The sequence below is a fragment of the Microbacterium meiriae genome, from assembly GCF_040685015.1.
Taxonomy (GTDB): Bacteria; Actinomycetota; Actinomycetes; order Actinomycetales; family Microbacteriaceae; genus Microbacterium; species Microbacterium meiriae.
Genome location: NZ_JBFBHD010000001.1, coordinates 758,141 through 770,159, shown reverse-complemented (window position 1 = coordinate 770,159; position 12,019 = coordinate 758,141). Strand labels below are relative to the sequence as shown.

Here is a 12,019-nt window from a genome sequence, read left to right as displayed (position 1 = left end):
CCCGTGCACTCCGCCGTCGTTCATCCGATGATGCCGTCCGGTCCGGTCATTCCGCGACCGGGAGGCCGAGGTCCTTCAGCGACGCCACGGCCGTGTCCTGCGCCGTCGTGAAGATGTCCGCGACCGTGGCGGTGCCGGCGGCAGCCGCGGCGGCCGTCTCGTTCATGTTCGCCAGGGTGGAGAATCCGGGGGCGTACGGGAAGTCGGGGTTGAGGTTCTCGGTGGCCGTGCCGAGTTCGGCCAGCACGTCCTGGCCGCCGAACTGACGCAGCATCTTCTCCGGGGTCTCCACCTCGCCCTTCGCGGCGACGACGAGGCCCTGGGAAGCGAGGTCGTCGACCTGCGTGTTGAACCAGTCATTGAACTCCATGGCGGCCGCGGGGTTCTCGCAGCCCTTCATGACCGAGACGCCGGACCCGCCGTCGGGGCCGCTCATCGCCCCGGCGCCGAAGTCGGGGAGCTGGGCGACGCGCCACTGCCCCTCGGCCGGAGTGCCGTCCAGGGAGTCGAGGAGGAAGCCGGCCTCCCAGGCCGCGCCGACGTGGCCGATGAGGCTGCCGTTGTTCAGCGCCGCCGTGAACCCTTCACTCCAGCGCTCGGTCGCGAGTGTCTGCTTGCCGTCGAGCAGGCCCTGCCAGAAGGCGGCGACCCGCTCGGAGCCCGCACCCTCGGCATCCACCTTCCACTCCTCGCCCTCCGTGGAGAACCAGGTGTCACCGGCGGCGGCAGCCTGTCCGGAGAGCCAGTTCTGCGCCTCGTCCGGTGTGAACGCCGTGACGAACTTGCCGGCGGCGGCGGCCGTGGCGGAGGCGGCGGTCAGGTCGTCGAGCGTCGCCGGGGCGTCGAGGCCGAGCGCCTCGAACTCGGCGGTGTTGTAGAAGTAGACGAGGGGTCCGGTGTCCTGCGGGAGGCCCACGATGGCGTCGCCGACCCGCATGCCGCTGAACGCTCCGGCCGAGTAGTGGTCCTCGTACTTCTCGGCCTCCGCGGCGACGTCCTCCAGCAGACCCTTCACGTAGAGCTGCGGCACCTCGGAGTATCCGGTCTGCGCGAGGCACGGACCGTTCCCGGCCTTGATGTCGGTCTCGAGCTTGAGGATCATGTCGCTGGCCTTGCCGTCGAACTTCGTGGCCTTGACCTGGATGTCGGGGTGCTCCTCGTTCCAACGGTCGACGATCTCGGCGACCGTGGTCATGCCCTCGCCGTCGGGGAGGCGGTGCATGTACTCGATGGTGACGGGCTCTCCGCCGGCGTCCCCGCCCCCGGAGGCGGCCGGGGCGCAGGCCGCGAGTCCGAACGCCGACACCGCGCCGAGGGCGACGACCGCGGCGACGCGGGGGGTGCGTGAGGTGGGTGCCATGCTGTTCTCCTCTTTGAGGTCATGTTCCTGCGGATCGCCCGAAGCCGGGACGCGGCGAGGGTGCGCCGTCGATCACATGCACATCAAATCAGAAAATGTTTGCGCTCACAAGACGCGGATCGGCGGAATTGCGTCGGATTATCCTGCCCTTGAGGGAGCGCTGACATCGCGAGGGCCTCCTCGTTCCGGCGGCAGGCCGCTCGGTCGGGACGAGCGACCGGGGCGTCGCATCGCCGCCCGGGAACGACGAAACACCCGCACGAGCCGTGCGGGTGTTTCGAACCGAGGGGCTAGGCCTTCTCTAGTTCGTCTTCGTCTTCGTCCGCGTACTCGTCGGCCCACTTGTCGACGTAGGCGTCTTCGTCGGAGTCGCTCGAGTGCGCGAGCTCGCGCTCCAGCGCCGAGTAGTTCACCGACGGACTGTACGCCTTGAGTTCGCGGGCGATCTTTGTGTGCTTCGCCTTCTGACGGCCACGGCCCATGCCTGAGACCCCCTCACGAGTTAAGCTGCGGGCAGACAGGCGCCCGAGTCATTCACGACACCGGCTCGAGGCCGGTAAGAGTAGCATTCAGGATAGCACGCGGGGAACAGACCCTGGCCGCGGCCAGGCCGGCGAAGGGAGCGATCTCCATGACCGACAGCACCTCCACTCCGTCCGACGAGGCCACGCAGAACGCCGCTCTGCAGAAGGCTGTCATCGTCGGGATGCAGCTCGACCAGGACCCGCACGTTCTCGATGAGGCCGTGCGGTTCGCCCGGCTGCTGAACGCTCCGCTCGTGGTCGCCCACGTCGACATCACGCGCTTCGTCACCTACGAGGATCCGGACGGCTACGTGCACTCCGCCCCCATCGACATCAACTTCGACGCGGGCGCCGCCGAGTTCGAGGCCGTCGAGGCCGCGGCCGCCACGATCCTCGCCGGGAAGGGGGTCACCTGGACGGCGCGACAGCTCGTCGGCGACCCGGCTCTGGCCATCAAGCAGCTCGCCAACAAGCTCGACGCCCAGCTCATCGTGGTCGGCACCCGCAAGCGCGGCATCGGCGAGTCGATCCGGGAGTTCTTCACCGGCTCCGTGGCCGCCCGGCTGGCTCATCGCCAGCACCGTCCGGTGCTCGTCGTGCCCTTGGGGGAGTCGGTACCGGACGAGCAGAAGGAGATCTGGCCGGAGTGACCCGGACGCGACGAGGCCCCGCCGACGGATGTCGGCGGGGCCTCGTGCTGAGTGATGGAGGCTCAGGAGTCCGGCTGGCTCAGCGCGACCGTCACGGTGCGGGCGGCCTGATCCAGCGCGTTCTCGAGGTCGGTGACCACCGACGCCGGGAGGACGCCGCCCTTCGCGACATGGGTGCGCAGGTCGGTGCGGACCCGTGCGCGGAAGGCGTTCACGACGGCGTCGGCGCGGTGCAGCTCCTCACGGCTGGTCAGCCGCGCATCCTCGCTCGCGGTGCGGGGCCGCGACTTCGCCGCCGCCCGGTCATCCTTGGTGGCCGTCGCCAGATCGGCGCGGAGGCTCTTCATCGCCTCCTGTACGCTCTGGCGCACCTCGTTGGCGATGAGTCGGACGGTGTCGGTGATGCCCGCCTCGATGTCGGCGAGGTCGTTCTCGCGGGAGGCGAGCTCGGCGCGCCCGGCCTCGGTGATCGCGTAGATCGTGGTGCGTCCATCGACCGTCTTGGTGACCAGCCCCTCCTCCTCGAGCTTCGCGAGGCGCGGGTAGATCGTGCCGGCACTCGGGGTGTACGTGCCGCCGGTCCGATCCGTGAGGGACTGGATGATGCCGTAGCCGTGCTGCGGGGACTCCGCGAGCAGCGACAGCAGGTACAGGCGCAGATCGCCGTGGGAGAAGACCGCGGGACTCATGCTTCCCACTCCGGGTCGTTCTCGATCGTCTGCGGAGCGCGGCGGAGGACCGTCACCCCTCCGGAGACGGAGTTGGCGCGGAGGTCCACGAAGCGCCCGGCGAGCTCGCCGGATGTGCCGTTGTAGGTGCTCGGGCCGGAGGTGCTGCGCTCCACGCCGTCGATGAGGAGACGACCGCTGAGCGAGCGGATCACGTAGTTCGCCGCGAGGGACTCGTCGAGCCGGACGGTCGTGCCGCCGGAGACCGAGTTCACGGTGATCGTGTTGACATCGCCTGCGGCGTCCACCAGCGTCGACCCGGAGACGATGTCGACCGTCGCCTTGCGGATCGCTCCGGTGACGGCCACGTCGCCGGAGACGCTGTTGGCGTTGATCGAGCCGGTGAGGTTGCGCACCTGTACGTCGCCGGAGACGGAGTTCACGCTGAGGTCGCCGATGAGGGTGTCGACGATGATGTCGCCGGACACGGTGTTGAGCCGGGTGTCGTTGCGGATCCCCGACACGAGGGCGCCGGCGCTCACGACGCCCAGGGTCAGGGCGATGGAACGCGGGACGGCCACGCTCACCTCGGCGCGCGGGCCGCCGGAGCCGAAGTTCCGGAACACCTCGAGGAAGTTGTCCCAGCCCAGCTGCGGGTGGTCGATCTCGACCTCCCCGTCACGGGATTCGATCCGGAGGTCCTTGGTGGTGACGCCGTGCACCTCGATCCGGATGCCGGGTTCGTCATGGGCGATGACGTCGACCTGGCCGCCGACGAGGCCCACCTTGAGCCGGGTCGCGGAGGCGATGTCGATGACGCGTTCCTCGCCGGGGGCGATGAGCCACTTCTCGGTCATGTCTGCTTCTCCTGTGTCGAGGGATTCACGATATATCGTGTTGCCGTCACGATAACACGATATATCTCGATTCCAACACCCCCTCTCTCCTTCGAATCGCCTGATTGGCCCCATCTCCGCCGGAAATAGAGCCAATCACGCGATTCGGAGGCGGGGTTGACCTTGACGTAGCGGCAACTTCTACGGTGGGAGGAGACCGGACACGGAAGGGGAGGGCGGATGGAATCGCGGGACTGGTCGATCCAGGAGATCGCGCGGCTGGCGGGCACGACGAGCCGGACGCTGCGGCACTACGACGACATCGGGCTGCTGCCGCCGTCGCGCATCGCGGCCAACGGCTACCGGCACTATGACGCGGCGGCGCTCGTGCGACTGCAGCGGATCCTCCTGCTGCGGGAGCTCGGACTCGGGTTGCCGCAGATCGCGGAGGTGCTGGGCCCTTCGACAGGCTCAGGGACCCAGGGCTCAGGGACGCGGGACGCGGGCTCGGGGACGCGGGACAGTGGCTCGGCGGCCGAGGCGTCGGCCCTGGAGACCCACCTCGCGCTGCTGCGCGAGGAGCAGACCCGGCTGGCGCGGCAGATCGCGTCGGTCGAATCCACCATCACGGCATTGAGAGGAGGTGAGAACCTCATGGCAGAGAACATGTTCGACGGCTTCGACCACACGCAGTACAAGCAGGAGGTCGAGGACCGCTGGGGGACGAAGGCCTACGCCGACAGCGACCGGTGGTGGCGCGGGATGAGCGACGCCGAGCGCGCCGACTGGCAGCAGCGCGTGTCCGACCTCGGACGCGACTGGATCGCCGCGGCGGAGAGCGGCATCGATCCCGCGTCCGCCGAGGCACAGGAGCTCGCGCGTCGTCACGTCGCCTGGCTCACGGGCATCCCCGGCGCTCCGGCCGCCGCCCTCCGGAAGGGGCCGGATGCCGCAGCCAAGGCGTACGTCATCGGACTCGGCGAGATGTATGTCGCGGACCCGCGCTTCGGTGCGAACTACGCGACGTCCGCGGGCGGCACGCAGGGTGCGGAGTTCGTCCGCGACGCGCTCCGCATCTACGCGGACGCCGCCCTCTGATCCGTCGAGCGGCCCCTTTGCGTGCGACCCACCCCGGTGCGGTCGTACTCAAGGGGGCCGCTCGTACGCAAGGGGGTGGATCGGGGGAGGAGGGGAGGGCGTAGGGTCGTGCCATGACGGGGCGACGGAAGCGCGAGCGCGACGACCGCCCCGCGTCCGGAGTCTTCGCGGCGGCGGCGACGGCCTATGCGGCGAACTGCGCCCTCGGGGCTGCGGTGGCGGGACGGCTCATCGACACGCGTCGTTTCCGCTGGGTGCACCACGCGCTCTACATCCTGACCTGCGCGACGACCGGACTCGCCGTCGTCGTCGGTCTGGCCACTCGCACGCCGCGCAGCCGCCGCGCCGCCCTGGCCCTCCTCCCCGCTGCCGTCCCGCTGGCCGCGATCCCCTACGCCGGGACGCACACCCGGCGGCACCCGCTCGTCGCCCTCACGGCAGCGCCCTTCGTCCTCGCGGGCCTCGTGGTCTCGCGCCTCCCCTCCGACCGGAAGTGACCGTATGGAACTCCTCGACGCCATCCGCCGCCGCAAGACCACGAACGGAGCGTTCCTCCCCGACCCGGTCTCCGAGGAGCACCAGCGCATCCTCCTGGAAGCCGCAGGTCGCGCACCGTCGCAGCTCAACAGTCAGCCGTGGCGCTTCGTCGTGATCGAGAACCGGGACACGATCGACGAGATCGCGCGCATCTCCGGCGAGAGCATGACCGAGGCGATGTCGAACGGCACGTTCTTCGAGCGGTACAAGCCCTACTTCCGCTTCAGCCAGGAGGAGATGGAGGAGAAGCGCAGCGGCATGCTGTTCGACAAGCTCCCCGCGCCGCTGCGCCCCTTCACGTCGCAGGTGTTCACGAAGCGCGGCCAGACGCTGATGAACACGTTCGGGGTGCCGAAGACGCTGGGCGCGGAGAACCGCAAGCTCGTGGCCGGGTCGCCCCTCCTGCTCGGCGTCATGCTCGACCGCAGCGAGTACCGGCCGGGGCAGCTGTCGTCGTTCTACTCCGTGTTCAGCATGGGCGCGGCCATGGAGAACGTCTGGCTGACCACGGTCGAGCTGGGCATGGGCATCCAATTCATCTCGTTCCCGATGGAGGTGCCGGGGCGCTGGGACGAGATCGTGCGGCTGCTGCGGGTGCCCGACGACCTGGAGCTCATGGCCGTCTACCGGCTGGGCTACCTGCCGCCGGAGCAGCGCCGCCCGGCGATCGACTGGTCCAGCAGCCAGCGCAAGCTCGTGTCGCAGTACGTGTTCCGTGAGGACTGCGACACCCCGCAGCAGGGTTGGGACGCCCCGCCGACCCGGTCCTGAGTCACGAGCCGCCGACCGTCCGCGGCATCTGCTCGAGGTCCTTCAGAGCAGGCCCCTCGATGCGGGTGCCGTCCGCGGCGAACCGCGACGCGTGCAGCGGGCAGTCCCATGTGCACTCGGCGTCGTTCCAGTCGAGGACGCCGCCGAGGTGCGGGCACACCGCGCTGACCGCACGGGTCACGCCGTCGACGGTGGAGATGGCGACCGGGCGGCCGCCACGGTTCGCCACCACGCCCTCGCCCTCCGCTGGTTGCGGCACCGGGACCGGCGTGGTCTCGGCCGCGACCCAGCCCTTCGTGGCCGCGGCGGCCACCTTCGCTCCCTCGACGGCGCCGCGCGCGAGGTCGGCGGGGACGGTCAGACGGGTGCCGAGGCGCAGCATCCAGGACGGACGCTCGCTGCGCTTCGTCCCGATGATCTCCTCGGTGAGCCGCAGGGCCGCGGCGGGCGCGTTCGACAGCCCCCACTTCGCGTACCCGGTGGCGATGCGGATGCGACCGAGGCCGCGCGGCAGAGCGCCGACGAAGGGGATGAGGTTGTGCGACTGGTAGTCCTGCGCGGACCAGCGGTGCGTCTCCTCCGCGTCCGGGAAGTGCAGCCGCGTCCAGGCGACGAGATCGTCGATCGCCGCGGTCTCACCGTCCGAGCGGCCGACCGGATGCCCGTTGCCGCCGACGACGAGCTGTGCCGTGTCCGCCGGACCGTCGGCAGCCGAAACCGGGCGGATCGACCGCGTGGGGCTGTCGGCGGAGATGAACGTCCCCTCCGGCACCCCGCTGGAGACCCGGAACGAGACGCAGTACGACCGCATCCCGGCGACCTTGGAGAAGTACAGGCCCCGGTCGAGGATCGGGGTCCCCGTCGCGAGGACGATGTGCTCGGCGAACATCGGGCCGGCCGTGGTCTCCACCCGAGGCTCCGGGAGGGCGTGGGCGCCCGTCACACGGACGCCGGTGTGCAGGGTGCCGCCGCCCGCGAGGAACTCCTTCGCGAGCGCGTCGGCGACGGCGACCGGGTCGATCGTCACCTGGGAATCCAGCGCGACCGCGCCCGCGACGGGGAACGGCGTCGACAGCTCGCCCGCGGTGAGCAGACGCGTCGGCAGTCCCGCCTCCCGCGCGGCGGCATGCTGGGACCGCACCGATTCGAGCCCCTCAGGACCCTGGGCGTAGGTGTGGTCGGTCCGCTCCGTGTAGCTCAGGCCGGCGCTGTCCGCGAAGCCCGTGAGCCACTCCATGCCGGCGCGGTTGGCGTCGACGTACGCCTGGACGAGCGCGGCCGGATGGTGCGTGCGGATCGTGGCGAGCTGCTGCCCCTGGAGGAGGGAGAGCTTGCCCGTGTTGCCGCCCGTCGACAGCTCCGCCACATCGCCTGCATCGACGACGACGACGTCGAGTCCGGCGCGGGTCAGGAGCACCGCGGTCGAGAGTCCCGTGAGGCCTGCCCCCACGATGAGCACGTCGTGCTGCGCGCCGGGATCGAAGGGAGTGCCGTGGGGTGCGTCCTGGTCGACCTTCCAGAGTGGCTTCATGCCGACAGTCAACGCCTGTCCCCGTCCCCGCCCCAACGCCTTGACATCCGACGGTCGCGCTGTCATGCGCGACTACAGTGGCCAGCGTGAGTCTCCGTCGTGTCCTGCTCGTCGCGCTCGGCGGCACGCTGGGGACGGCGGCGCGCCTGGGCCTCGGGCTCCTCGTCCCCGACCTCGGCGGGTTCCCCCTCGCGGTGCTGCCGGCCAACGTGCTGGGCGCCCTGCTCATCGGCGTCGTGGCGGCGCGGCTCCCGGCCTCGGCGGAGCTGCGGCTGCTGCTGGGCACCGGGGTCCTCGGGGGGTTCACGACCTACAGCGCCTTCATGACCGGGACGCTAGCCCTGTGGGCGTCGGCACCGCTCCTCGCCGCCGCGTATGCCGCGGTCAGCCTCGCCCTCGGCCTCCTCGCGGCGTCCGCGGGGCTCCGGCTGGGGCGCCCGCGCCGGGGAGGGGCGACGTGAGTCCGCTGCTGTTCCTCGCCGCGGCGCTCGCCGGGGGCGTCGGCGCCGTCCTGCGCTATCTCGTCGACCTCGGTGTCGCCCGGCTCGTCGGCCGGCGGTTCCCGTGGGGGATCCTGGCCGTCAACCTCAGCGGCTCCTTCGCGCTGGGGCTGGTGGCGACGGCGCTTCCGGACGCGGCGTTCGTGCTCGGCGCTGGTCTGCTCGGGGGCTACACGACCTTCAGCACCGCGATGCTCGATGCGGTCGCCCTGTGGCGGGACGGCGAACGCGGGGCTGCGGCGTTCGACGCGCTCGGCATGCTCCTGCTCGGTCTCCTCGCCGCGGGGCTGGGGCTGGCGCTGGGATCCGCGCTCTAGATCGGTGCTTGCGAAGAACGGACGCGGCGCGCTACTCTCGCTGCTAATCGTTTAACGCTAAACGGTTAACATCGCGCACCGCCTTCTCGTGCACCCGTCAAAGGAGACCTCGATGCCCCGCACCTCCCGCCGCGCCCTGGGCGCTCTCGCCGCCTCCGCGGCCGCCGTCCTGGCGCTCTCCGCCTGCTCCTCCTCCGCGACCGGGGAGTCCTCGGGCGGCGACATCACCCTCAGCTACGCGATCTGGGACGAGAACCAGAAGCCCGCGATGGAGGACATCGCCGCCGCCTATACCGAGGAGCACCCGAACGTCACGATCGAGATCCAGGTCACGCCCTACAAGGAGTACTTCACCAAGCTCCAGACCGCGGTGACGGGAGGGTCGGCCGCCGACGTGTTCTGGATGAACGGGCCGAACTTCCAGCTCTACGCCTCGAACGGCCAGCTCGCGCCGCTCGACGACGTGGACGCCTCCGACTACCCCCAGGGCCTCGTCGACCTCTACACCTACGACGACGCGCTCTACGGCGCCCCCAAGGACTTCGACACCGTCGCGCTCTGGTACAACAAGACGCTGTTCGACGCCGCCGGAGTGGAGTACCCCAGCGCCGGCTGGACCTGGGACGACTTCACCACCGCGGCCGCGAAGCTGACCGACCCCGCGAACGGCCGGTTCGGCGTCGCCGCGAGCCAGTACGGCCAGGAGAACTTCTACAACTCGATCGCACAGGCCGGCGGCGAGGTCATCTCCGCGGACGGCACTGAGAGCGGCTACGGCTCGCCCGAGGCTCTCGAGGGCGTCGAGCTGTGGACCGACCTCATCGCTGACGGCTCCTCGCCCACGGCGCAGCAGATGACGGACACGAACCCGGAGGACTTCTTCCTGTCGGGCAAGGTCGCCATGTTCCAGAACGGCTCCTGGGCCGCCATCGCCTACGCGGACAACGCCGACATCGGCGACAGCGTCGACGTGGCTCCTCTGCCCGCAGGCCCGGAGGGCAACCAGAGCGTGATCCACGGCGTCGGGAACGTCGCGAACGCCAAGAGCGCGCACGTGGAGGAGGCGAAGGACTTCGCCGCCTTCGCGAGCGGCGAGCAGGCGGCGAAGATCCAGGCCGAGACCGGCACCGTGATCCCGGCGTTCAACGGCACGCAGCAGGCCTGGGTGGATGCGCTCCCGCAGTACGACCTGCAGGTCTACATCGACGCGCTGGAGACGGCCGTCCCGTACCCGGTGTCGAAGAACACCTCCGCGTGGACGAGCATCGAGAGCGAGGTGCTGTCCCAGGTCTGGTCCGGAGCGGTCTCCCCGAAGGAAGGCCTGCAGGATCTCGCCGCGCAGATGCAGACCGCGCTGGACGCCGAGCAGGAGTGACCGGATGACCGTCCTCGCGCCTCGCGCGGTCGCCCCCGCCGCCGGGCGGGCACCGGAGGCCCCGTCCTCCGGTGTCCGCCGGCGGCGCCGGACGCCCGGTGCCTCGCCGTGGTGGGCCCTCGTCTTCCTCGGGCCCACCGCCCTGGGGCTGGCCGTGTTCTACCTGTGGCCCACCGTGCGCACGCTCATCATCTCCTTCACGAAGTCCGGCCCGTTCGGCGGCTCCGAGTGGATCGGGTTCGAGAACTACGTGCGGCTGTTCCAGGACCCGGAGCTCCTCGGCGCTCTGCGCAACACCGCGGTCTACACGGTGATCGCGCTGATCGGCATCCCCCTCGCGGTCGGGATCGCCGCGCTGCTGAACACCACCGGCCTCACGGGCCGCAGCGCCTACCGCACCCTCTACTTCATCCCCGTCGTCACCATGCCCGCGGCGATCGCCCTCGTCTGGCGCATGATCTACAACGGCGATTACGGCGTCCTGAACGCCGCCCTCGGCGCGGTCGGCATCGACGGGCGGAGCTGGCTGACCGACCCGAACACCGCGTTGATCGCGATCGCCGTCGTCGGCATCTGGGCGGGACTCGGGACCAACATCGTCATCTTCCTCGCCGGACTCCAGGGCATCCCGGACACGATCATGGAGGCGGCCGACCTCGACGGGGCGGGCCCCGTGCGTAAGTTCTTCTCCATCACGATCCCGCTGCTGTCGCCGTCGATCTTCTTCGTCAGCGTCATCAGCGTCATCGGGGCTCTGCAGGTGTTCGACCTCATCTACATGATGCTCGGCCGCAGCAACCCCGCGATGCCGAACACCCGCACGGTCGTCTACCTGTTCTACGAAGCGGGTTTCCTCGACAACGACCGCGGGTACGCCGCCGCCGTCGCCTTCCTCCTGCTGCTGATCATCCTCGTGCTGACGATCGTGCAGTTCCGGCTGCAGAAGAAGTGGGTGCACTATGAGTGACGTCTCCCTCGACACCCGCGCGGTCGTCGGCGCCGCCCCCGCACGATCGCGGACGGCCGGCACGCCCCGGAACCGCGGACTGTGGATCGTGCACGTCGTGCTCATCGCCGGCGCCGCACTCATGGTGTTCCCGTTCGTCTGGCAGCTGCTGACCTCGTTCAAGACGCTGTCCGACTCGGTGCAGGTGCCGCCGTCGTTCCTCCCGCGCGAATGGGTGTTCACGAACTTCGCCGAGGTCTTCGACTCGATGCCGTTCGGCCAGATGTTCCTGAACTCCGTGCTCCTCACCGTCGGCCGCACGGTCGGGCAGGTCGCCCTGTGCACCATGGCGGGCTACGCGTTCGCGCGCATCGCCTTCCCCGGCCGGAACGCCCTGTTCGTCGTGTTCCTCTCGGTGCTCATGGTGCCCTCGCAGCTCTACCTGCTGCCGCAGTACGAGATCATCCAGGCGCTCGGCTGGCTGAACACGTTGCAGGCGCTCATCGTGCCCGGCATCTTCAGCGCCTTCGGGACCTTCCTGATGCGCCAGTTCTTCCTCTCGATGCCGGCCGAGCTGGAGGAGGCGGCGCGGATCGACGGGGCGAATCCGTGGCAGACCTTCTGGCGGATCATGGTTCCACTGGCGAAGCCTGGCATCATCGCACTTGTGGTGTTCACCGTGCTGTGGTCCTGGAACGATCTGCTGTGGCCGCTGATCGTGACGACCGACCCGGCGAAGATGCCGCTGTCTGTCGGACTCTCGCAGCTCGTCGGCATCCACGGCACCGATTACCCGGTGCTCATGGCCGGCGCCCTGCTGGCGACCCTGCCCATGCTGGTGACGTTCATGATCCTGCAGCGGCAGTTCATCCAGGGCATCGCGTTCAGCGGGACGAAGGGATGAGA

14 protein-coding genes are annotated in these 12,019 nt (G+C 69.9%); 9 read left to right on the top strand and 5 right to left on the bottom strand.

The window, feature by feature from the left end; all coding sequences use genetic code 11:
• Positions 1-46: 46 nt before the first annotated feature.
• Both AB0N68_RS03870 and AB0N68_RS03865 read right to left on the bottom strand, forming a co-directional pair.
• Complete coding sequence (locus AB0N68_RS03870) at positions 47-1,360, bottom strand: ABC transporter substrate-binding protein (RefSeq protein ID WP_292798121.1); 1,314 nt, start codon at positions 1,358-1,360, stop codon at positions 47-49.
• Positions 1,361-1,650: 290 nt separating this feature from the next.
• Positions 1,651-1,842 (bottom strand): DUF3073 domain-containing protein, encoded by a 192-nt coding sequence (locus tag AB0N68_RS03865; RefSeq protein WP_025104705.1) that lies wholly within the window; start codon positions 1,840-1,842, stop codon positions 1,651-1,653.
• Positions 1,843-1,991: 149 nt separating this feature from the next.
• Here AB0N68_RS03865 and AB0N68_RS03860 point away from each other — a divergent pair, with 149 nt between their 5' ends.
• Entirely contained in the window at positions 1,992-2,534 is a 543-nt protein-coding gene (locus AB0N68_RS03860) for a universal stress protein (RefSeq protein ID WP_187663109.1), read from the top strand.
• A gap of 62 nt (positions 2,535-2,596) precedes the next feature.
• Here AB0N68_RS03860 and AB0N68_RS03855 read toward each other — a convergent pair whose 3' ends face one another.
• Both AB0N68_RS03855 and AB0N68_RS03850 read right to left on the bottom strand, forming a co-directional pair.
• Positions 2,597-3,223 carry a PadR family transcriptional regulator gene (locus AB0N68_RS03855; RefSeq protein ID WP_187663110.1) on the bottom strand — a complete coding sequence of 209 codons (627 nt, stop codon included), beginning with the start codon at positions 3,221-3,223 and terminating at the stop codon, positions 2,597-2,599.
• Entirely contained in the window at positions 3,220-4,059 is an 840-nt protein-coding gene (locus tag AB0N68_RS03850; protein ID WP_187663111.1) for a DUF4097 family beta strand repeat-containing protein, read from the bottom strand. Before AB0N68_RS03850 ends, AB0N68_RS03855 begins: the two co-directional genes overlap by 4 nt.
• A gap of 219 nt (positions 4,060-4,278) precedes the next feature.
• Here AB0N68_RS03850 and AB0N68_RS03845 point away from each other — a divergent pair, with 219 nt between their 5' ends.
• The 3 genes from AB0N68_RS03845 to AB0N68_RS03835 all read left to right on the top strand — a co-directional run bounded on the left by AB0N68_RS03845 (position 4,279) and on the right by AB0N68_RS03835 (position 6,444).
• On the top strand, positions 4,279-5,136 hold the full coding sequence (locus AB0N68_RS03845; protein WP_280565105.1) for a MerR family transcriptional regulator: 858 nt from the start codon (positions 4,279-4,281) through the stop codon (positions 5,134-5,136).
• Between the two features lie 113 nt (positions 5,137-5,249).
• Positions 5,250-5,633, top strand: coding sequence for a hypothetical protein (locus AB0N68_RS03840; protein ID WP_187663113.1), 384 nt, complete (start codon positions 5,250-5,252; stop codon positions 5,631-5,633).
• A 4-nt stretch (positions 5,634-5,637) separates the two neighbouring features.
• On the top strand, positions 5,638-6,444 hold the full coding sequence (locus AB0N68_RS03835; RefSeq protein WP_259952866.1) for a nitroreductase family protein: 807 nt from the start codon (positions 5,638-5,640) through the stop codon (positions 6,442-6,444).
• Between the two features lies 1 nt (position 6,445).
• Here the strand turns inward: AB0N68_RS03835 and AB0N68_RS03830 are convergent, their stop codons facing one another.
• Complete coding sequence (locus AB0N68_RS03830; RefSeq protein ID WP_280565097.1) at positions 6,446-7,975, bottom strand: FAD-dependent oxidoreductase; 1,530 nt, start codon at positions 7,973-7,975, stop codon at positions 6,446-6,448.
• Positions 7,976-8,061: 86 nt separating this feature from the next.
• On the opposite strand from AB0N68_RS03830, the gene AB0N68_RS03825 reads away from it, so the two are divergent.
• From AB0N68_RS03825 to AB0N68_RS03805, 5 genes are all read left to right on the top strand, one after another.
• On the top strand, positions 8,062-8,436 hold the full coding sequence (locus AB0N68_RS03825; RefSeq protein WP_280565095.1) for a FluC/FEX family fluoride channel: 375 nt from the start codon (positions 8,062-8,064) through the stop codon (positions 8,434-8,436).
• On the top strand, positions 8,433-8,792 hold the full coding sequence (locus AB0N68_RS03820) for a fluoride efflux transporter FluC (RefSeq protein ID WP_280565093.1): 360 nt from the start codon (positions 8,433-8,435) through the stop codon (positions 8,790-8,792). Before AB0N68_RS03825 ends, AB0N68_RS03820 begins: the two co-directional genes overlap by 4 nt.
• A 112-nt stretch (positions 8,793-8,904) precedes the next feature.
• Positions 8,905-10,167: an ABC transporter substrate-binding protein gene (locus AB0N68_RS03815; protein ID WP_280565090.1), complete on the top strand. Its 1,263-nt coding sequence runs from the start codon at positions 8,905-8,907 to the stop codon at positions 10,165-10,167.
• Positions 10,168-10,171: 4 nt separating this feature from the next.
• Positions 10,172-11,134, top strand: a complete 963-nt coding sequence (locus AB0N68_RS03810) for a carbohydrate ABC transporter permease (RefSeq protein ID WP_268777693.1) — start codon at positions 10,172-10,174, stop codon at positions 11,132-11,134.
• Positions 11,127-12,017 carry a carbohydrate ABC transporter permease gene (locus AB0N68_RS03805; protein ID WP_259952855.1) on the top strand — a complete coding sequence of 297 codons (891 nt, stop codon included), beginning with the start codon at positions 11,127-11,129 and terminating at the stop codon, positions 12,015-12,017. Before AB0N68_RS03810 ends, AB0N68_RS03805 begins: the two co-directional genes overlap by 8 nt.
• Positions 12,018-12,019: the final 2 nt, after the last annotated feature.

Excerpts from the sequence above, each read along its gene's own strand:
- AB0N68_RS03815 (WP_280565090.1), top strand. The coding sequence starts at position 8,905 with ATGCCCCGCACCTCCCGCCGCGCCCTGGGCGCTCTCGCCGCCTCCGCG.
- AB0N68_RS03835 (WP_259952866.1), top strand. The coding sequence starts at position 5,638 with ATGGAACTCCTCGACGCCATCCGCCGCCGCAAGACCACGAACGGAGCG.
- AB0N68_RS03870 (WP_292798121.1), bottom strand. The coding sequence starts at position 1,360 with ATGGCACCCACCTCACGCACCCCCCGCGTCGCCGCGGTCGTCGCCCTC.
- AB0N68_RS03810 (WP_268777693.1), top strand. The coding sequence starts at position 10,172 with ATGACCGTCCTCGCGCCTCGCGCGGTCGCCCCCGCCGCCGGGCGGGCA.
- AB0N68_RS03855 (WP_187663110.1), bottom strand. The coding sequence starts at position 3,223 with ATGAGTCCCGCGGTCTTCTCCCACGGCGATCTGCGCCTGTACCTGCTG.
- AB0N68_RS03805 (WP_259952855.1), top strand. The coding sequence starts at position 11,127 with ATGAGTGACGTCTCCCTCGACACCCGCGCGGTCGTCGGCGCCGCCCCC.
- AB0N68_RS03840 (WP_187663113.1), top strand. The coding sequence starts at position 5,250 with ATGACGGGGCGACGGAAGCGCGAGCGCGACGACCGCCCCGCGTCCGGA.
- AB0N68_RS03830 (WP_280565097.1), bottom strand. The coding sequence starts at position 7,975 with ATGAAGCCACTCTGGAAGGTCGACCAGGACGCACCCCACGGCACTCCC.
- AB0N68_RS03865 (WP_025104705.1), bottom strand. The coding sequence starts at position 1,842 with ATGGGCCGTGGCCGTCAGAAGGCGAAGCACACAAAGATCGCCCGCGAA.
- AB0N68_RS03850 (WP_187663111.1), bottom strand. The coding sequence starts at position 4,059 with ATGACCGAGAAGTGGCTCATCGCCCCCGGCGAGGAACGCGTCATCGAC.
- AB0N68_RS03845 (WP_280565105.1), top strand. The coding sequence starts at position 4,279 with ATGGAATCGCGGGACTGGTCGATCCAGGAGATCGCGCGGCTGGCGGGC.
- AB0N68_RS03860 (WP_187663109.1), top strand. The coding sequence starts at position 1,992 with ATGACCGACAGCACCTCCACTCCGTCCGACGAGGCCACGCAGAACGCC.